The organism is Natrinema pallidum, assembly GCF_005890195.1.
Taxonomy (GTDB): Archaea; Halobacteriota; Halobacteria; order Halobacteriales; family Natrialbaceae; genus Natrinema; species Natrinema pallidum.
Map to the genome: position 1 here is coordinate 3360904 of NZ_CP040637.1, position 17458 is coordinate 3378361.

A 17458-nucleotide genomic window follows, 5' to 3' on the forward strand; every position below is an offset into this window, starting at 1 on the left:
AATACCACCCCACGACTATACACCCGCGTAACTCGGCGAATCATGACGTGGATCGCTTTCACCGGCAAGTGTTGCACCCTCGGACGACCGCCGTCGACGGTACCGAACGGAAACCGACGACAGCGCGCCACAACGCGCCAGCCGGCATCGCTCCCAGCACGGACGCGTCGGTGATAGCGGCAATCGTCCCCGGTACCGTGTAACCCGTCATATGTCCCCAATCGGCCGGTGATCCCACACGGGCAGCCACCCCACGAGCGCGTCCCGACCGGCAGTCTACTTGATGACCGGTCAGTCGACGCAGGCGACGAGCGTTCCGTGAGTCCGCGGGTCGGGATCGAACGACAACTCCTCGGCGACGCCGTTGTACCGCGCCCGGAGCAGGATGCGTTCATCGAGATAGTACACGACGCGGACATCCCACTCGGTGCGTTGGTCCGCGAACGACTGGCGCGTCCCCTTCGTCAGGTTGTAGCGAATCGCCACCAAAACGGCATCCCCGGTTCCGGCCGGATCGATCGGTGCTATCCGGTACGCCGTCCGGTGAAGCGTGACGGTCCGTGCCAGCGACCCGTACCGGGCGAGAAACGCGTTCCGTCGATACGCCCGCTCGAACTCGGTAACGTACCGGCTCACACCGTACACCGCCGACGATCGCGAGCCGGCTGCCGGACTGCGGTCCCCGCCGGCGTTCGCCTCCGACGGCGGTGCTGGATACGGCAGCGACTCGAGTGTGTCCGCACTATCGGTCCGGTCGGGCTCGGGGCGCTCGACATCGCTGCAGTCGTACCGATCCGCGGGAACGATGCCGGACTCGAGCGATGGGGCGGTCACGCCGCTCGGGTCGGACTCGAACCCACCCGTGGCGACCGCCGCGGTCGTCGCGATCGACGCGAGAACCGTTCGTCGAGAGGGAGGGCGGCTCATACACCAACGTCTCAAACTGATACTAAGTGTCTTCTGAAATGCCAACACACTAACCAGATGGCGATCGCACGACGAGACGCTTACGCGTCGTCGTCGGCGAGCAGGCGATCGACCATCTCGTCGGGGTCGAACCGCTCCAGATCGTCGTAACCCTGACCGACCCCGAGGAACAGGATCGGCTTGCCGGTCACGTGAGCGATCGAAATCGCCGCGCCGCCGTTGGAGTCGGCATCGGCTTTCGTCAGGATCGCGCCGTCGATCTCGGCGGCCTCGTTGAACTCGCGGGCGCGGTTGACCGCGTCCTGACCGGCGACGGCCTCGTCGACGAACAGCGTCATGTCCGGATCGACGACACGGCCGATCTTCTCGAGTTGGTCCATCAGACCCTCGTCGGTGTGGAGCCGACCCGCCGTATCGCCCAGGACGACGTCGATGTCGTTTGCCTCGGCGTACTCGACGGCGTCGTACAGCACCGCCGCGGGATCGCCGCCCTGTTCGTGGCTGATACACTTCGTGTCCAGCGCGTCGGCGTGTTCCTGGATCTGCTCGTTAGCCCCGGCGCGGTAGGTATCGCCGTTTGCCATCACGGACGAATAGCCGCGCTCCTCGAAATAGCGGCTCAGTTTGGCGATCGAGGTGGTCTTCCCGACGCCGTTGACGCCGGTGAAGATGATGGTGATCGGCTTGTCCGCGGCGGCGATGCGCTCGTCGAAGTCGAACTGACCGACGCTGATCACGTCGTAGATGGCGTTGTACAACGCCTCCTCGACGACCTCGCCGGTCGAGGTGGTGAAGGTACGGGTCTCGCCGACCAGTTCGTCGCGGATGTTGTCGAGGATTTCCTCTGCGACGCCCATCTCGACGTCGCTCGAGAGTAGGGCCATCTCGAGTTCGTGTAGCGGGCCCTCGAGATCCTCCTCCTCGATGACGAACTTCCCCTTGACGAGGGATTTGGCCTTCGTCCCGAACCCCGTCGCGTTGCCATCGGCATCGGCGTCGTCGTCTCCGGTCTCGGTGTCTTCGCTGGTTGGCTCGGCCTCGTCGGGAGCCGTGGCGGCCTCACCGGCCGCCGCAGCGTCCGGGTTTTCGTCGACGGCCGCCGTCTCGGTCGGCTCCGCGTCAGGCGTCGCTTCAGCGGTCTGCTCCTCGTCGGGAGCCGCCTCCTCCGACGCCGGTTCGGCGTCTGACGACCCCGTAAAGAGAGATCTGGCTCGGGCTCCGAGTCCCGTCCGGCCGCCGTCGTCGGCGTCGTCCGATTCGTCCTCCTCAAGGGGCGGCTCCGCCTCGGACGTCGCCGTCTCGGCCGGCGCTTCGCCGGGAGCGGCCTCGTCCACCTCCGGCTCGGGATCGGCGGACTCGGGCGAATCGGGCTCGGATTCGGTCGCCGACTCCCGGTCGACGGCGTCCCGTTCCGGTTCCGGTTCCGGTTCCGAATCCGGCTCCACCGCAGCGGCCGCCGGCTCGGCGGCCGCCGGTTCGGTGGTCGTATCGGTCGCTTCCGCGTCCGTCGACACCGAGTCGTTCGCCTCGGTTTCTTCGTCCTCGTGTTCGTCTTCGTCGACCGCCTCGACGTTCTCTTCGGCGGCCTCTTCGGCGTCTTTCCGGAAGCTACCGAGCTTATCCTTCAAATTATCGAACATGGATACTGGGAGTCCCTACGCCGCGTTATTCGTCGGGCTGCCCCTGGCCCATGCCCTGCATCTGCTGTTGCATCGCCTGCTGTTGGAGCTGCTGGGCCTGCTGTTCGAGTTCGTCGCTCTCGGTCTCGAGTTCCGCGATCTCCGCGTTGAGTTCGTCGATCTGGTCGTCGAGGTGCTCTTTCTTGTTCTCGAGGGCGTCGACGGCGTCGTCCTCCTCGAACTCCGCGGCGTAGTCGGCCCCGAGGTCGACGATCACTTCGTCGATGTTCTCGATGGTCGTGCGCAGGTAGGCACCGCCGCCAAGCGGCATCTGCACCGTCGATCCCGTCTCGAGGGTGTCGAGGGCCTCGATTGCCTCGTCGACCTCGGTTTTCTCCTGCTGGACGGCCTCGACGTTCGTCCGGAGGGTCTCGATCTGTTCTTCGATCTCCTGCAGTTCCTGGGACAGTTGCTGAAGTTGCTGCTGACTCATTGCTGGGCTACCTCCTCGAGTTCGATTTCGCTACGTTTCAGCCCGTGCTGGCTTCCGAGTTGGGTGTAGGTGTGTTCGCGAGCGACGTTCTCGTTCTCGGCGTCGATGGTCGTCTCGAACTCCGCGAAGCCGTCGCGGCTCTTGAACCGACCACTGACCGTAAATTGACTCATACCCACTCCTCCGGCAGGCAGTCGGAAGAATCTTCCCTTCCCTTTCGAGCGGTCGCAACCGCCGACGACGGCAACGAGAGTGGCCAGCGCGCGTCGATCTCCCGACGAGCGGAGGGTCAACGATTTTAACCCGCGGGGCTGAAGCCGCTGGCATGAGCGATCTCGACGCCGACGAGTTATTGCCCAGCGAGCGAATGCGAACACAGGCCCTCGAAGGGGAGGTTACCCAGATCCATCGCGGCCACCGGTACGCCGACGAAGGGGACACGTTCGCGATCGACGGGACGACATTCGAGGTAACCGCCATCCGCGACCGAACGCTCGGGGCACTGACCGACGAGGACGCACGGGCCGAAGGGATGGACGACCTCGAGGGGTACCGGCGGCTGCTCGAGCGCGTCCACGAGGACTTCGAGTGGGACGACGACAGCGACGTCGTGTTACATCGGTTCGAGCGGCGGTGAGAGGCTCCCGCTCGGGTCTCGAGTGCGAGAGCGACTGCGCTCGTCGCACGCAACCGAAGGCGGTCACAGCGGACGGGCGAGACTGGGAGGACACAATCGTCCGCGGAGTGGCGGCTCGAAAGCGGCGATCGAGGCCGCGCTGTCGGCGATGAAGGGCACGTCCTGCCGGAGCAGGTGTAGACGAGTCGGTCTCGAGTACAGAGCGCCGCCGGTCGGAGAGGCCGTCCGAGACGGCCCGCGCGAGCCGCGTTGCGCGAACGGCGTCGGTCGCGGCGGCTCGAGGAGAAACGGAGGACTGAGAAACGGGTCGCGGCTCGCCGTCAATCCAGATAGCCTAGCGCGTCCTCGATCCGGCCCAGTTCCGGCCCGGTGGTGTCCTCGCCGACGACGTAACCGGACTCGTTGGCGATCAGACCGGAGCCGACCAGCGGCGCGCCGTAGTTGACGGTGCCGACATCGGCTCGAACGTCGAGGGCATCCTCGAGAACGTCGAGTTCCGCGTCGGTCGCTTTGGGATGACAGAGCACCCCGGTGTTGGTCGCGACCGCGGCGGTACCGACGGTCCGGACACCCGCGAGGTCGCCGCGCTCGACGGGAACCTCGAGGGTGTCCGCGACGATTTGCACCGCCTCGCGGGGCAGGTCCGGATGAACGTAGGCCCCGTAATCGTTCGCCAGCACGACGTTGCCGGCGGCGTTGATGCTGCCCGGCAGTTCGGCAACGGGGACGTCGACCGCTGCCTCGAGTCGGTCGCGTTCGTACTCGAGAACGCGAGCGCTGACGAGCAGGCCGTTCTCGTTACCGGTCGCTAGCGCGCCGACCGTCGAGGAGCCGCCGACGGTCGTCTGAATGACGGGTACCTCGAGTTCGTCTGTCAGGTCGGCAGCAACGTCGTCGTCGACGTCGTGGCGAACGAGGACGCACGAGTCGGTCGCACGGGCGAAGACGCCGACGTAGGCCGACCCGGCGAATGCGAGGCGTTGCAAGTTTAGTCGGCGACCTCGGCTTCGACGACGGCCTCACCCTCTTCGTCGAATCGGGCTGCGCGAACGCGCAGCTTTCGCGGCGGGTTCGAACGGCCGTTCGACCAGACTTCCTCGTTGATCGAGGGGTCCAGACGGATTGCATCCTCGTCGACCGCGAAGTGTTTCGCGAGGTGTTCGCGGACCAGTCGCATCGCGTAGTCGGCGGCCTCGTGGTTGGCTCCCTTCTTGACGTCTCGCAGCGGAACGGTGACGACGCGTTCCTCGAAATCACTTGCACTCATCGTTATTCGTCGGTGTCGTTACGCCGCCAGTTGCGTCGCTTCGGGTTCCGCTGGACGTCCATGTCCGTCTTCATCATAACCCAGGCCGGCACGCGGCTGTTCTGGTTCTCGAGTTTGGCAAGTCGCTTCTTCTTGCCCTTCGATTTCTTACCCATAGTAGCCGGACGTAGCCTACGCTGGCATAAAATCTTGTCCATCTTGCAGGGCATCGCCGGCCACGGCCGCCGGCCGCCTCCGACTGGTGACACCGCCACGGACGACCGCAGGGCCGACATCGCTCCGCCGAACGACGGGGCTTAGCCCTCGAACTGTCGCTCGAGATGGCGTACCACACCCTCACACGTCGCCGCGCTGAGCGCGGTCGTGTAGGTCCAGTTCTCGATGCCGTCGATGCCGTCGTGGCGGGAGAACCGGCTTCGATCGCAGCAGCCGGTGCCGTGAAACCGGGTCCCGCCGCCGATCCGGTCGGGACCGGCGTAGGCGGTCGCGATTGGGGAAATCTCGAGCGTCTCCGCGTCCGTTCGCACGGCGGTCCCGAGTTCGTGATCGCAGTGCGCATCGCCGATCGACGCGACGATATCGTCCGGGAGAAACGTGTGGATCGCCTCGTGGATCGCCATATTCCGGGTTACCGGCCGCGAATCCCATCGCTCAGTCGCGCCGACGTTGACGACCGCCTGTGCGTCACCGGTGTTGCTGCCGTCGGCCTCGCCGGTAATCGAATGCGGTGCCAGCGCCCCGCCGTAGCCGATGCGATAATTCAGCGGCGACCACTCGAGGAGGACGTGACAGCATCGTCCGGTGAGTGCGTTTCGGGTCCGTATGCGGTCGCGAAACCGCTCGAGAAGGCACCGCAGCGACGGGAGCACGGCGTCGATCGAGAGGGGCATCGATGATTGCGAGAATCGGATCGGAGCGCCGCGCTCGACGCGTATTTCGATGTTCTCGAGCCGGGAGCGGTCGCGGGCGTAGGCGCGGACCTGATCGAACGCCCCCTCGATGGCCGAAAGCGCGTCTCGGAGTGGCGTCGGCCAGTCGCGACGCAGGTCGTCGATTCCGTACCACGCCCGGGCGGGGAAGGGGACGCGACCGGGATAGACGCGAACGCGAACGAGTCCGTCGCGGCTGCGATCGGCCGCCATCGTGGTCCTCGATGGATCGGTCGAGGCAGTCAGAGCCGCGCCGCCGAGTGCGAGGAGTGCCTCGCGGCGGGTAACGTGCCACGGGCTGCGCGAACCGCCCGACGAGCGTTCGTCGAGTCCGGGTCCCATCGTCCCGCGGTCGGTATGCGAGACCGGTCCTTGAGACCACCGTCCGTAGTGTCCGACTACAGCCGGCCGAGATGCGATACGCTCCGACTACGGGGACAGCCGCGGTCCCGGACCGGGATCCCAGCGGCGGCCGCTCGCCACTGCACAGTTCCGGGCGGCTCGAGGCTCACCCGAGCGGGAACGACTCGACGGTCGAGTAGACCGGTCCCGCGTCCGTGAGCGTGCTCTCCGTCAGGCGGATTTCGTCGACGCGAGCCTCGCCGATCGTCGGCTCGCGTTCCCGGACGAGGTCCTGTACACGGTCCTTTCCGCCGGCATGTTGCATCCGCGCGAGCGTGACGTGGGGCGTGAACTCGTGGTCTTCGGGATCGAACCCCATCGCCGTCGTTCGGTCCTCGATAGCCTCGTGAAGCCGTGTGAGTTCCTCGCCGCCCGCTTCGACGCCCAGCCAGACGACGCTGATGTAGTCGAGACTCGGGAAGACCCCCAACCCGCCGTAGCGCACCGTGAAGGGATCGACATCGGCGTCGTCGACCGCAGCGGATAGCGCCCGCTCGAGGGCAGGTAGTCGGTCCTCGTCGGTCTCGCCGAGGAACTTCATCGTGAGATGGGCTTGCTCGGGACCGGTGAAATCGAGCCCGCTGGCGTCGGCGAACTCGTCTTGCAGGTCGGCGACCGGGTCGGCGAGATCGTCAGGGAGGTCGACGCTGACGAACAGTCGCATAGCCGAACCGTCGCGGGCGGCGCACTCAATACTGACGGCGACGGGGTCGTGACGACCGCGACCGCGCTCGAGGGGTTCGTGGTTAGGGACGCCCGTTATCCGGATCGGACGCCGAGGACCGCCAATGACCGACGTAGCCGTACTCGGTGGTGGTATCGGCGGTCTCACCGCAGCCCACGAACTCGCCGAGCGCGGGCTCGACGTGACCGTCTTCGAGGCGAACGACCGGTTCGGCGGGAAGGCTCGGTCGATGCCGATCGCGGACGAGCCGGCGGCATTGCACGGCGAACACGGCTTTCGCTTCTTCCCGGCGTTCTACCGCCACGTCGTCGAGACGATGGAGCGGATTCCGACCGACGGTGGGACGGTCGCGGACAACCTGGTCGAGACCGAGGCGACGCTCATCGCGAGTACGACGGCTCCGGAGCGGATCGCCGAGACCAGTACGCCCGACTCGTTGCGCGGCTGGCTCGAGGCGCTGCGGCCGGCCTTCGCCGAGGATCTGCCCCGCGATGACGTTCGCTTCCTGCTCGAGCGCCTGCTGTACCTGCTGACCGCCTGCGAACAGCGACGCGAGGCGGAACTCGACGACATCTCCTGGTGGGAGTTCATCGACGCCGAGAACCGCTCAGCGGAGTTTCGCGACCGCCTCGCCTACGCCACGCAGGCGCTCGTCGCGCTCCGGCCGCAGGTCGGCAGCGCCCGAACGGTCGGCACTATCTACCTGCAGTTGCTGTTCGGCCAACTCGACCCGAGCGAGCCGACCGAGCGAATCCTGAACGCGCCGACGAACGAGGCCTGGATCGATCCGTGGGTCCGCCACCTCGAGACGCTCGGCGTCGAGTTCCGGGCGAACACCCCTGCACGGGGCCTCGCGTTCGACGGACGACGGATCACCGGCGTCGAACTGGCCGACGGGCGGACGGTCGCGGCCGACGAGTTTGTGCTGGCCGTGCCGGTGGAGGTCGCCCCCGCGTTCGTCACGCCCGAACTGCGCCGGGCCGCGCCGGAGTTGGGCCGGATCGAGCACCTCGAGACGGCCTGGATGAACGGTATCCAGTTTTACCTCTCCGAGGACGTCGAACTGACGCGGGGTCACCAGGTCTACGCGGACGCTCCGTGGGCGCTGACCTCGATCTCACAGCGTCAGTTCTGGACCGACTACGACCTCGAGAAGCGCGGTCCGGACGATGTCGCAGGGGTCCTATCGGTGATCGCCTCGGACTGGGAGACGCCGGGAATCGTCCACGAGAAGCCGGCCAGAGAATGTACGCGCGGGGAGATTGCCGAAGAGATCTGGGCGCAGCTCAAGACTCACCTGAACGCGGTCGACCGGCGGCTGCGGGACGACATGCTGGTCGACTGGTTCCTTGACCCGTCGATCATCGAGACCGAAAACGGCGTCGAGAACCGCTCACCGCTGTTGATCAATACCGTGGGGTCGCTCCGGAACCGGCCACCGGCCGACGTCGGCGTCCGGAACCTCACGCTGGCAAGCGACTACGTGCGAACGAACTCCGATCTCGCCTCAATGGAGTCGGCCAACGAGGCCGGTCGCCGCGCGGCCAACGCCGTCCTCGATCGACGCGGCGGACGGGGGCGGGCACAGATCTGGGAGCTCAGAGAGCCCGCCGTGTTCGAGCCGCTCAAACGACAGGACCGGCTCCGATATCGCCTCGGGCTGCCACATCCGGCGGCGGTGACGCAGTCGCTCCGCGGGGTCACCAGACGCCTCGGCGAGCGCGTCTGAGAGTCGGGGTCCGCAAGCACCCGAGGACAGCGAAACGCCGCCGATACCGGGGTCGCAGCCCTTAACAGTCGTCGCCGCGACATTCAATTCATGACCGACCGAGACGACGATCGCGACCATCGCTTCTCCGAGGGAGAGGGGTTCGGCGATCCGTACGAGGAGTTCGACCTGGACCCGCCGGAGCTCGGCGTCGACCCGTCGAAGGTCGACCCCGTCGACTCCCGTGTCGTCACCGACACGCTCGACCAGCACAACATCGACCAGGACGACGTCGATGCGAGCGAACTGCTCGACGTCGGCCTGAACTACATGCAGATCAACCGCTACGAGCAGGCCACCGACGCCTTCGAGCGAACCGCCCGCTACGCCGAGGACGACAAACTCGAGCAGGAGGCGTGGGTGAACAAGGGCGTCGCCCACGGCGAACTCGAGGAGTGGGACGAGGCGATCGGGGCCCACCGCGAGGCACTGCGCATCGATGACTCGAGCGAACACGCCGCCACCGCCGAGACCAACCTCGCCTACGCCCTCTGGGAGTTCGGCGAGACGAGCGAGGCCTTGGAGCACGCCGAGCGCGCCATCGAGATCGACGAGCGCTTCGCCGCGGGCTGGTTCAACCGCGCGTTCTTCCTTTCGGAGCGTGGGCTGTCCGAGGAGGCGCTCAACTGCGTCGACAACGCGATCCGGCTGGGGCTGCGCAACGCCAAGGTGCTCGAGACGAAAGCCGAGATTCTTGAGGAACTCGGCGAGTTCGACCAGGCAGAGGAGATCGCCGATGAAGCGAATCAGATGCGCGAGCGGGCCGAACAGGAGATGATGGACGACCGTAAGGAAAGCCTCGGTGGCGGCCAGGGCGGCCCCGGGGGTGCCGGCGGTATGGGTGCCGGTCCGGGGGCCGGCGGCCAGCCCGGACTCGGAGCCGGACGGCAGTCGCGACCCCAGCAGGGCGATATCGGCCTCGAAGACCTCGGACTGGGTGATATCGGCACCGACGACGAGGACGAGGATCGCGAGTGGGAACTCGAGTGATCCGATGATCGTCAACGAACGGCAGACTCAAGAAGGGATGCTGGTGGCCGTCTGCGACGAGGACGTCCTCGGCGAGACCTTCGAGGAAGGCGATCTCTCGCTGACCGTCACGGAGGAGTTCTACGGCACCAATGCGGTCGACGAGCGCGCGGCGATCGAAAGCCTCGCGCAGGCCGACGTGGCCAACATCGTCGGCACCCGCGCCGTCGAACTCGCCGTCGAGGAGGGCTTCATCGACGAGGCAAACGTCCTCGAAGTGGGGACGACGCTGCACGCGCAGTTGTTGCAGATGCAGTGAGGCAGTCGGAACCGAGCACCGGCCGCGACCGGTCGAGCGCGACGGAGACCGATTTTCCGCGACGGGAGCCGAAGCCGCGACGAAGCCGGCACTCGGGGTGGACGCGGAGTTCTAGAGATCGGCGCGATTGAACCGATCGTAGCCGATCGCGACGGGCACGGCCACTGCCATCGATCGCCCATCAACGGGGGATTCGTGCCGCACGAATGCACTTCCGGAGACACGGCCATCACCGGACCGAAGGAGTGTTTTGTGTTCGGTCCCTGCTAGTCACCAATGAGTCAACAGAACCTCGAGGCGCTCGACGTCGGCACGATCCGAGAGGCGTTCCCGATCCTGCAGCGGGAGTTCAACGGCGAGCAACTCGTCTATCTCGACAACGCGGCGACGACCCAGACGCCCGATCCGGTCATCGACGCGATGAGCGACTACTACCGCGAGTACAACGCCAACGTCCACCGCGGGATTCACCACCTGAGCCAGGAGGCCTCGATCGCCTACGAGGAGGCCCACGACCGCGTCGCCGAGTTCATCGGTGCCAGCGGCGGCCGCGAGGAGATCGTCTTCACCAAGAACACGACCGAAGCCGAGAACCTGGTCGCCTACGCGTGGGGGTTGAACGAACTCGGACCCGGCGACGAGATCGTCCTCACGGAGATGGAACACCACGCCTCGCTGGTCACGTGGCAACAGATCGGTAAACGCACCGGAGCCGACGTGAAGTACATCCGGATCGACGACGACGGCCGCCTCGATATGGACCACGCCGCCGACATCATCACCGACGACACCGCGATGGTCTCAGCGGTCCACGTCTCGAACACGCTCGGCACCGTCAACCCCGTTTCCGACCTCGTCGACATCGCCCACGACCACGACGCGCTGGCGTTTATCGACGGCGCACAGGCCGTTCCCAACCGGCCCGTCGACGTCGAAGCCATCGACGCCGACTTCTATGCCTTCTCGGGCCACAAAATGGCCGGCCCCACCGGTATCGGGGTCCTCTACGGCAAGCAAGCGATTCTCGAGGCCATGCAGCCGTATCTCTACGGCGGCGACATGATCACGAAGGTCACCTACGAGGAGTCGACCTGGAACGACCTCCCCTGGAAGTTCGAGGCCGGCACGCCACAGATCGCCGAAGCCGTCGGCCTCGTCGCCGCCATCGACTACCTCGAAGACATCGGCATGGACCGCATCGAGGCCCACGAAGAAGAGCTGGCCCACTACGCCTACGAGCAACTCGCTGCGGACCCGGACATCGAAATCTACGGCCCCGAACCCGGCCCCGACCGCGGCGGCCTCGTCGGCTTCAATCTCACGGGCGTCCACGCCCACGACCTCGCCTCGATCATGAACGACCACGCGGTCGCGATCCGCGCGGGCGACCACTGTACCCAGCCGCTGCACGACAAACTGGGCGTCGCGGCCTCGGCGCGCGCCTCGTTTTACATCTACAACACGAAGGCGGAAATCGACGAGTTGGTCAGCGCCATCGACGACGCACGCCAGCTGTTCGCGTAAGCGAACGCTGACCACGAGGCACGACTCTTTCACTGGCGCTCGAGGGCCGTCTCGGCAAGCAACGACAAAAAACGGGTGCTCGGCGGCCGGTTATTCGCGCTCGAGGCTGCCGGGCGGGACGGAACAGCCACAGGGGGAGGCGGTGGCGTCGCTGGGGCCGTTGACGGTCACGACCCAGACGGGACGGCCGCAGGCGGGACAGTCGGGAAGCGACCAGTCGGTCGCGTCAGCCGCCTCGTCGGCCGGCTCCGTCCTCGTACTGGCCGGGTCGACCCGCTCGTCGTGACCCGTCATCGCGACCCCCGTGGCCGCCGCGGCCGGTCCCGAGCATCGGGCGCTGTCGCTGGTTGGTGGCGTTGATTCCATCGTCGGGCGGGATGTTTATATCCCGGTAGAATGTATGCGGTCATGCTTTCAAATCCCTCGTGGGGATTGGAAGCCAGTCTCGGGTGCCTCTACACCCGGGGCATTATCGAAACGTGCCCCCTCCGCTCGCGCGTTTGGAGAGCGGCTTCCATGCTGATTGTCAGCCTATAGTAACTTATATCTATTGTTCGCCGCCCGGAGAAATACCGTACACGGCTCGAGAACCCAAGAATAGACCGCTCGCCGTCGCGACGGTTTCAGGCCGATCGCGGACTCGCGATTCGGTCGCGGTAGCGGAGACGGCGACCGCGCCGAACCGACCGGTATGAGTCCGGTGACTGTTCAGCGAGCGTGACACGGATGTTTTACCCGCGCACGTGATACCATCTCCAAATGGGCACCGAAGGCGAGCGAACTGTGGAGCAAATCGATATCCTGCTGGTCGAGCCGAACCCCGGCGACAGCCGACTCTTCGAGGAACAGTTCGCGGACGCGAAACTGCTGAACACCATTCATGTCGTCCCCGACGGGGACTCGGCCCTCGATGTCGTCCATCAGCGAAACGAGTACGCGGACGAACCGTGTCCGGACATCGTCCTCCTCGAGCCCCAGTTGCCCGGCAAGAGCGGGATCGATGTCCTCTCGGAACTGAAAGAGGACCCGGTGCTGGCCGAAATCCCAGTCATCGTGCTCACCAGTTCCGACGCGGGGGAGAAGATCGTCCAGTCGCACGGTCTCGAGGCGGACTCCTACATGCAGAAGCCGGTCGAACCCGAGGACTTCGTGGAGTTCGTCCGATCGATCGAGGAGTTCTGGTTCGCGATCGTCCAGACATCGTCGCAGTGACCGCGAGCGCGGGCACGATGCGACGGAGTCCGGCCGCCGGACCCCGCGGACGGCACACTCATTTTCCGTCTGCCGGAACCACGCAGTAATGCTCGAGGCAGTTCGCGACCGCGCACGCCCGTATTTCGACGACGCGTCACCGGCCCACGACTGGCACCACGTCCAGCGGGTCGACACGCTCGCCGAGACCCTCGTCGACCGCCAGCCGGAACCGGTCGACGAGCGAGTGATCCGTCTCGCCGTTGCCCTCCACGATATCGGTCGCTCTAGGGAGGACCGCGGTGAGATCGACGATCACGCGACGTGGGGAATGCGGGAGGGCGGCCGGATCTTGCGCGAGTGCGGCGCGGCGACGGAGACGGTCGAACGCGTCCAGCACTGTATCCACGCTCATCGCTACTCGAACGACATCGAACCCGCCACGCTCGAGGCGAAACTCGTCTCGGATGCGGACAACCTCGACGCGCTCGGTGCGGTCGGCATCGCCCGCGTGTTCGCCTACGGCGGCGAGATCGGCGATCCGATCCACGACCCAGCCCGGCCGGTCGCCGCGGACGACACCGACGCCGGCGCGACCCAGTACAACCACGTCCACAAGAAGATTCTCGACCTGCCGGCGCGGATGTACACGGCCGTCGGTCGGGACCTCGCTGCGGATCGCGCCGGGTTCGTTCGCGACTACCTCGAGCGGTTCGAGGGGGAAGTCACAGGCGAGCAGTGAGGAACTGATGGCCGACGGCCGATCCGTTGCGTCGCGGGAATAAACGAGAGACGCATCCGCCATCCCGGACGCGATCCGTTCGAGACCCTGGGCTGCCTGAACCCACCCGTCGACCGGGGTTCGGCGTCGCGCTACCAGCTTCTCTCAGCCCTCGAACCGAGGCCCGTCAGCACCGGCTGCGGCAGTGGCTGGATCGTCGACTTCCGAGCATCGATCGATGGCCCTGATCCCGTCGAATCGGGACGTGGGCGGCCGTTTCGCCCCCGGAACCCTTTTACAACTCACTGGCCTATCCGTATCCACCGATGGGACTGGGCTCCGATATGTACCGACAGCAGATCCTCGACCACTACAAGAACCCCCGGAACTACGGGGAACTCGAGGATCCGACGTTCACTCACATCGGCGAGAACCCGATGTGTGGCGACGAGATTCGTATGGATGTCCAACTCGCCGACGACGGGGAGACGATCGAACGGGTCGCATTCCGGGGCGACGGCTGTGCGATCAGTCAGGCCTCCGCCAGCATGCTCTCGGGCGAACTCGCGGGCACGACGCTCACGGAACTCCACGAGATGGACCGCGACGACGTGATCGACATGCTCGGCGTCGATATCTCGCCGATGCGCGTCAAGTGTGCCGTCCTCGCCGAGAAGGTCGCACAGGACGGCGCGGAAATCTACCAGGGCGAACTCGACGTCGACAAGACGACGACTGAAGACTAACCGCCCACGGTGTGACCAGTGGTCGATCGGACGGGTCTCTTTGTTCCGTCTCTCGTGTGAGCCAAACAGGTCTGAATTCCCGTGACGGAGTAGAACCGCGAGCCGCAGGCACGCATGGGACTGCGTTTGAGAAATGCGCCACCTCGTCAGGTGAAACCGAGTACTCGTCGCCTTCCGTCGAGATCACGGTTCGGAGTTGTACGCGGCCGGCCAGTCGCTCCGATCGGGGCGTCACCTTGTAATCGTCAGTCCTCGTCACAGACGACCTCTCGAAGTTCGTCCAGCAGTTCAGGATGATTCTCTTTGAGGACTTTCACGTCGGTAGATAGTTCTTCGTTGATTCGGGATCGAATCTCTGAAATAGACTGATAGCGACGATTTCCGCCCTCTGCTGAGGCAAGCAACTCTCGATCACGCTCCGTGAGAAGCGCCCTCGTCCGAGCCATCTCGGGTTGCTTGTTCGTACACATCGTACTTCCATGTACCGTTCCAACGCCCATTGATTTACTCATGAGCAAACGTTCACCCATGGGAAAACATTTATTGTAATACCTCGTGTAGCTGTAATTGAGAAGCACGGGATGCCTCACAGAAGATGAGGCCGGTGTTGGATCCACCGACCCCGTGCTTCGGAGGCTACCGAAGCATGATGGATTCAGAGACGAGCCCAATTGAAGGCATCGCTCACAACGGCGATAGCGTCGGGCCGGTCAATATCCGGCTGGGTGAGAACGCGGACGGCACGTCCCACGTCTACCTGACGACGGATGGGACGAGTCACGTTATTCGTGACAACGAGCACGTTCAGCGGTTCAATACCGGCACTCGTTCTATCGCCGACTACGTGAACGACGACGGAGATCCGTTCTCCACACCCGCTGGTCACCTCGCGGACGCAACCCGGGTGGCCGCCTGATGCAGCGGCGTCAGTTCCTCGCTGCGGTCGCTGCGCACGCCGCAGTTCCGCAGACGGCGGCTGGCATCACGCCCGTTCCTGAAGCGATCATCGAGAATCGGAGCCTGACCGACGACGGCACGTACTCGGTCACGGACTGCGGTTCCGTTCCCGGTGATCTCAACAGCGTTCTCGTCCGGGCGGATCTGAACGACGGCCCGCTCGAAGTCGAAGGCGTCCACGAAGAGGGCGGCTGGAGTGGTGTCGGTCTCCGATGGACATCCGGCCCCATCGAAGTCGACACCGGCCTCGACCCCGAGGACGCCCGCGATCTGGCTGCTCGGCTGGTGGTCGCCGCCGATACAGCCGAAGGGAAGTACCAAGGGAATCCCTGATGGAGCGCCGCGAACCTCCCACGCTGCCACTGCGGTCGCCCTACGTGGTCGCGTCTCACCCGAGCGGATCGTGCCGGCCGTAGCTTACCGCTGGGAATCGACCTCGGAGAGGGGGTTCGGGACGGTGCCGTGTTCGATCGCGTGAGGTCGCTCGGGACGGTCGCCGTAGCCGATATCGATCATCCGGTTGCGGTTCAGCGTCAGTTTCGGGAGCGTCGGCTCGAGCAGGTCGAACAGCTCGAACCGCTCCTCGAGTTCGGGGAATCGGTCGTGGTAGTCCTCGATCGCGGACCGAACCTGCCCCCAGAACTCGGTTTCCGGATAGTCGTGGTGGCGACTCAGCAGGTCCGAAAGGTAGCGATAGACGCCGACGAACAGCCCGTAGACGACGAACTGGCGTAGTTCCTCCGGGGGAACCGAGAGGAGCACGTCGTCAAGGTCGTCGGGCAGGTCCTGAAGCTCCGCGAGCGGCGCGTCGGCGACGTTGACGTCGTCGACGAAGTCCTTGACGGCGAGTCTGGCCGGGCGGTCGTCCTCGAGGACGAGGATCGTGTTCTCACCGTGTGGCGAGAAAGCGGTTCCGTACCGATAGAGGTAGTGGAGGAGCGGCGGGAGCATCGTGGCGAACAGCTCATCGAGCCAGTCGGAGAGGTCGAGATCGGACCGCTCGACGAGTTTCGAGACGACCGGCTCGCCGTCCTCGACGTGTAACAGCGCGGAGAGCGTCATCGCCCGCTCGTCGTCGTCGATGAGGCCCGTCACGCTCTCGCGCCAGACACAGCCAAGCAGTTCGGTATATTGGTAGGCGGGGGCCTCGAGCGCGTCGAACGTCGGGTGATCGAAGTTCACGCCCGCGATTTCGCCGGGTAGAACGACCTCGCACTCGTCGCGCAGGAACGGGTCCCCGTCCCGAACGTCTTTGACGTACTCCGTGACCAGCGGCGCGGCCTCGGTGCGTTCGCCGGGGAGGCCACGCCAGACGAGCGTGTTGCTGATCTGCATCGGGAGCTTGACGTTGTGCTTCGCCGGCTCGTCGGCGTTGGCGAACGTCCGGATCGACTGCATGGGCAGGTATTCGTCCGGACCGGACCCCAGCGGTACGATGTCGTCCGTCGCGAGCTGGCGGCCGAACAGGGGAACGATCGCGTTCTCCCACTGCCAGTCGTGGACCGGCAGGAACAGGTAGTCGTCGGGATCGAGCCCGCGGTCCTCGAGTTCGGTCCGAAACGCCGCGTAGTAGTCGCCGAGCTCCGACTCGAGGAGCGCCTCGTGGTCGAGGCCCGCGACGCCCACGAACGCGGCGGCCTCGCGGGAGACGGCACACCACGAGAGCCGGATCGGTTCGGACCGCTCGGGCGCGTAGTCGCGGTAGTCGTCGTACCCCCAGCCGACCCGGCCCTTGTTGAACGTGAGCCACGGGTGGCCGGTCATCTCGCCCTCGATTTCGGCGTAGGACATGTCGATGACCGACCGGTCGGCCGCAGTGCCGACGGAGCCCTCGTCGGCAGCGGCAGTCTCGTCGGCGTCGATGTGTGCGTCCGCCAGCAGCGTGTTCGTGTACTCCCGGACGAGATGACTGGCGGTGATCGAATCCATGTCGATCGTCGGCTCGAGGTCGACGACGAACGTGAGGGGGTCGTCGGCGGGCTCGAACCCGTCGCCGGCGTCGCGCTCGATCGAGTCGGCACGAACGCTGATCGAATCCCAGAACCGATCGACGGCGTCGAAGCGATACCGGACGCCCTCGAGATCGATCTCGTAGGTGCACCACTCGCCGTCCGAGTCGGCATCGGCCGGCGCGGCGTCGACCGGCTCCGGCTCGAGGATGTCCTCGTAGGTAAACTCCTGGAGTATCTTCCCGAGCAGTTCCCGTCCGACATCGGTCCAGCGGTCCGCTGTCAGCACGTCATCCAACGTCGCGATTCCGTCGAGTCCGTACTCCGTCTCGGTGTCGTGTCGTGGGTGTTGCAT

22 protein-coding genes are annotated in these 17458 nt (G+C 65.5%); 10 read left to right on the forward strand and 12 right to left on the reverse strand.

Translation table 11 applies throughout. From position 1 onward, the window contains the following. Positions 1–291 precede the first annotated feature (291 nt). From FGF80_RS16745 to rpl18a, 4 genes are all read right to left on the reverse strand, one after another. Positions 292–927: a hypothetical protein gene (locus FGF80_RS16745; protein ID WP_138655271.1), complete on the reverse strand. Its 636-nt coding sequence runs from the start codon at positions 925–927 to the stop codon at positions 292–294. A gap of 80 nt (positions 928–1007) precedes the next feature. Continuing rightward, entirely contained in the window at positions 1008–2567 is a 1560-nt protein-coding gene (gene ftsY, locus FGF80_RS16750) for a signal recognition particle-docking protein FtsY (protein WP_138655273.1), read from the reverse strand. Between the two features lie 25 nt (positions 2568–2592). Continuing rightward, on the reverse strand, positions 2593–3039 hold the full coding sequence (pfdA, locus tag FGF80_RS16755; protein ID WP_006184869.1) for a prefoldin subunit alpha: 447 nt from the start codon (positions 3037–3039) through the stop codon (positions 2593–2595). Continuing rightward, positions 3036–3212 carry a 50S ribosomal protein L18Ae gene (gene rpl18a / locus FGF80_RS16760; protein ID WP_014862763.1) on the reverse strand — a complete coding sequence of 59 codons (177 nt, stop codon included), beginning with the start codon at positions 3210–3212 and terminating at the stop codon, positions 3036–3038. Before rpl18a ends, pfdA begins: the two co-directional genes overlap by 4 nt. A gap of 152 nt (positions 3213–3364) precedes the next feature. Between rpl18a and FGF80_RS16765 the strand changes: the two genes are divergently transcribed. Then, positions 3365–3676 (forward strand): ASCH domain-containing protein, encoded by a 312-nt coding sequence (locus FGF80_RS16765; protein ID WP_006184871.1) that lies wholly within the window; start codon positions 3365–3367, stop codon positions 3674–3676. A gap of 320 nt (positions 3677–3996) precedes the next feature. Here the strand turns inward: FGF80_RS16765 and FGF80_RS16770 are convergent, their stop codons facing one another. From FGF80_RS16770 to thpR, 5 genes are all read right to left on the reverse strand, one after another. Continuing rightward, positions 3997–4662 (reverse strand): translation initiation factor IF-6, encoded by a 666-nt coding sequence (locus FGF80_RS16770; protein WP_138655275.1) that lies wholly within the window; start codon positions 4660–4662, stop codon positions 3997–3999. Between the two features lie 2 nt (positions 4663–4664). Beyond that, positions 4665–4943: a 50S ribosomal protein L31e gene (locus FGF80_RS16775; protein WP_006184873.1), complete on the reverse strand. Its 279-nt coding sequence runs from the start codon at positions 4941–4943 to the stop codon at positions 4665–4667. A 2-nt stretch (positions 4944–4945) separates the two neighbouring features. Further along, a complete protein-coding gene (locus FGF80_RS16780; RefSeq protein WP_006184874.1) occupies positions 4946–5098 on the reverse strand; it encodes a 50S ribosomal protein L39e in 153 nt (50 codons plus the stop codon). Positions 5099–5239: 141 nt separating this feature from the next. Continuing rightward, entirely contained in the window at positions 5240–6214 is a 975-nt protein-coding gene (locus FGF80_RS16785) for a hypothetical protein (protein WP_138655277.1), read from the reverse strand. A 166-nt stretch (positions 6215–6380) separates the two neighbouring features. Further along, the gene (gene thpR / locus FGF80_RS16790; RefSeq protein ID WP_138655279.1) at positions 6381–6938 is read right to left on the reverse strand and encodes an RNA 2',3'-cyclic phosphodiesterase; all 558 of its coding nucleotides are present in this window, start codon (positions 6936–6938) and stop codon (positions 6381–6383) included. Positions 6939–7062: 124 nt separating this feature from the next. Between thpR and FGF80_RS16795 the strand changes: the two genes are divergently transcribed. The 4 genes from FGF80_RS16795 to FGF80_RS16810 all read left to right on the forward strand — a co-directional run bounded on the left by FGF80_RS16795 (position 7063) and on the right by FGF80_RS16810 (position 11539). Continuing rightward, on the forward strand, positions 7063–8688 hold the full coding sequence (locus tag FGF80_RS16795) for a hydroxysqualene dehydroxylase (protein ID WP_138655281.1): 1626 nt from the start codon (positions 7063–7065) through the stop codon (positions 8686–8688). Between the two features lie 90 nt (positions 8689–8778). After that, complete coding sequence (locus FGF80_RS16800) at positions 8779–9717, forward strand: tetratricopeptide repeat protein (protein WP_006184878.1); 939 nt, start codon at positions 8779–8781, stop codon at positions 9715–9717. A 4-nt stretch (positions 9718–9721) separates the two neighbouring features. Further along, on the forward strand, positions 9722–10015 hold the full coding sequence (locus tag FGF80_RS16805) for a DUF424 domain-containing protein (RefSeq protein WP_006184879.1): 294 nt from the start codon (positions 9722–9724) through the stop codon (positions 10013–10015). Positions 10016–10291: 276 nt separating this feature from the next. Next, positions 10292–11539 carry an aminotransferase class V-fold PLP-dependent enzyme gene (locus FGF80_RS16810; protein ID WP_138655283.1) on the forward strand — a complete coding sequence of 416 codons (1248 nt, stop codon included), beginning with the start codon at positions 10292–10294 and terminating at the stop codon, positions 11537–11539. 90 nt (positions 11540–11629) lie between these two features. Here FGF80_RS16810 and FGF80_RS16815 read toward each other — a convergent pair whose 3' ends face one another. Beyond that, positions 11630–11905 carry a hypothetical protein gene (locus tag FGF80_RS16815; RefSeq protein WP_394348248.1) on the reverse strand — a complete coding sequence of 92 codons (276 nt, stop codon included), beginning with the start codon at positions 11903–11905 and terminating at the stop codon, positions 11630–11632. Positions 11906–12298: 393 nt separating this feature from the next. On the opposite strand from FGF80_RS16815, the gene FGF80_RS16820 reads away from it, so the two are divergent. The 3 genes from FGF80_RS16820 to FGF80_RS16830 all read left to right on the forward strand — a co-directional run bounded on the left by FGF80_RS16820 (position 12299) and on the right by FGF80_RS16830 (position 14197). Then, positions 12299–12751 (forward strand): response regulator, encoded by a 453-nt coding sequence (locus tag FGF80_RS16820; protein WP_138655285.1) that lies wholly within the window; start codon positions 12299–12301, stop codon positions 12749–12751. An 88-nt stretch (positions 12752–12839) separates the two neighbouring features. After that, complete coding sequence (locus tag FGF80_RS16825; protein ID WP_006184883.1) at positions 12840–13472, forward strand: HD domain-containing protein; 633 nt, start codon at positions 12840–12842, stop codon at positions 13470–13472. Between the two features lie 305 nt (positions 13473–13777). After that, entirely contained in the window at positions 13778–14197 is a 420-nt protein-coding gene (locus tag FGF80_RS16830) for an iron-sulfur cluster assembly scaffold protein (RefSeq protein ID WP_006184884.1), read from the forward strand. A 245-nt stretch (positions 14198–14442) separates the two neighbouring features. Here the strand turns inward: FGF80_RS16830 and FGF80_RS16835 are convergent, their stop codons facing one another. After that, complete coding sequence (locus FGF80_RS16835) at positions 14443–14709, reverse strand: hypothetical protein (RefSeq protein WP_331250839.1); 267 nt, start codon at positions 14707–14709, stop codon at positions 14443–14445. Positions 14710–14843: 134 nt separating this feature from the next. Here FGF80_RS16835 and FGF80_RS16840 point away from each other — a divergent pair, with 134 nt between their 5' ends. Both FGF80_RS16840 and FGF80_RS16845 read left to right on the forward strand, forming a co-directional pair. Then, a complete protein-coding gene (locus tag FGF80_RS16840) occupies positions 14844–15113 on the forward strand; it encodes a hypothetical protein (RefSeq protein WP_138655287.1) in 270 nt (89 codons plus the stop codon). After that, positions 15113–15487, forward strand: coding sequence for a hypothetical protein (locus tag FGF80_RS16845; RefSeq protein ID WP_006184886.1), 375 nt, complete (start codon positions 15113–15115; stop codon positions 15485–15487). Before FGF80_RS16840 ends, FGF80_RS16845 begins: the two co-directional genes overlap by 1 nt. A gap of 84 nt (positions 15488–15571) precedes the next feature. On the opposite strand, the gene FGF80_RS16850 is transcribed toward FGF80_RS16845, so the two are convergent. Then, positions 15572–17458: an IucA/IucC family protein gene (locus tag FGF80_RS16850; protein ID WP_138655289.1), complete on the reverse strand. Its 1887-nt coding sequence runs from the start codon at positions 17456–17458 to the stop codon at positions 15572–15574.

What these genes read in the sequence shown, in the direction of transcription:
- FGF80_RS16745 (WP_138655271.1), bottom strand. Translation starts at nt 927, where the DNA reads ATGAGCCGCCCTCCCTCTCGACGAACGGTTCTCGCGTCGATCGCGACG.
- ftsY (WP_138655273.1), bottom strand. Translation starts at nt 2,567, where the DNA reads ATGTTCGATAATTTGAAGGATAAGCTCGGTAGCTTCCGGAAAGACGCC.
- pfdA (WP_006184869.1), bottom strand. Translation starts at nt 3,039, where the DNA reads ATGAGTCAGCAGCAACTTCAGCAACTGTCCCAGGAACTGCAGGAGATC.
- rpl18a (WP_014862763.1), bottom strand. Translation starts at nt 3,212, where the DNA reads ATGAGTCAATTTACGGTCAGTGGTCGGTTCAAGAGCCGCGACGGCTTC.
- FGF80_RS16765 (WP_006184871.1), top strand. Translation starts at nt 3,365, where the DNA reads ATGAGCGATCTCGACGCCGACGAGTTATTGCCCAGCGAGCGAATGCGA.
- FGF80_RS16775 (WP_006184873.1), bottom strand. Translation starts at nt 4,943, where the DNA reads ATGAGTGCAAGTGATTTCGAGGAACGCGTCGTCACCGTTCCGCTGCGA.
- FGF80_RS16780 (WP_006184874.1), bottom strand. Translation starts at nt 5,098, where the DNA reads ATGGGTAAGAAATCGAAGGGCAAGAAGAAGCGACTTGCCAAACTCGAG.
- FGF80_RS16785 (WP_138655277.1), bottom strand. Translation starts at nt 6,214, where the DNA reads ATGGGACCCGGACTCGACGAACGCTCGTCGGGCGGTTCGCGCAGCCCG.
- thpR (WP_138655279.1), bottom strand. Translation starts at nt 6,938, where the DNA reads ATGCGACTGTTCGTCAGCGTCGACCTCCCTGACGATCTCGCCGACCCG.
- FGF80_RS16795 (WP_138655281.1), top strand. Translation starts at nt 7,063, where the DNA reads ATGACCGACGTAGCCGTACTCGGTGGTGGTATCGGCGGTCTCACCGCA.
- FGF80_RS16800 (WP_006184878.1), top strand. Translation starts at nt 8,779, where the DNA reads ATGACCGACCGAGACGACGATCGCGACCATCGCTTCTCCGAGGGAGAG.
- FGF80_RS16805 (WP_006184879.1), top strand. Translation starts at nt 9,722, where the DNA reads ATGATCGTCAACGAACGGCAGACTCAAGAAGGGATGCTGGTGGCCGTC.
- FGF80_RS16810 (WP_138655283.1), top strand. Translation starts at nt 10,292, where the DNA reads ATGAGTCAACAGAACCTCGAGGCGCTCGACGTCGGCACGATCCGAGAG.
- FGF80_RS16815 (WP_394348248.1), bottom strand. Translation starts at nt 11,905, where the DNA reads ATGGAATCAACGCCACCAACCAGCGACAGCGCCCGATGCTCGGGACCG.
- FGF80_RS16820 (WP_138655285.1), top strand. Translation starts at nt 12,299, where the DNA reads ATGGGCACCGAAGGCGAGCGAACTGTGGAGCAAATCGATATCCTGCTG.
- FGF80_RS16825 (WP_006184883.1), top strand. Translation starts at nt 12,840, where the DNA reads ATGCTCGAGGCAGTTCGCGACCGCGCACGCCCGTATTTCGACGACGCG.
- FGF80_RS16830 (WP_006184884.1), top strand. Translation starts at nt 13,778, where the DNA reads ATGGGACTGGGCTCCGATATGTACCGACAGCAGATCCTCGACCACTAC.
- FGF80_RS16835 (WP_331250839.1), bottom strand. Translation starts at nt 14,709, where the DNA reads ATGAGTAAATCAATGGGCGTTGGAACGGTACATGGAAGTACGATGTGT.
- FGF80_RS16840 (WP_138655287.1), top strand. Translation starts at nt 14,844, where the DNA reads ATGATGGATTCAGAGACGAGCCCAATTGAAGGCATCGCTCACAACGGC.
- FGF80_RS16845 (WP_006184886.1), top strand. Translation starts at nt 15,113, where the DNA reads ATGCAGCGGCGTCAGTTCCTCGCTGCGGTCGCTGCGCACGCCGCAGTT.
- FGF80_RS16850 (WP_138655289.1), bottom strand. Translation starts at nt 17,458, where the DNA reads ATGCAACACCCACGACACGACACCGAGACGGAGTACGGACTCGACGGA.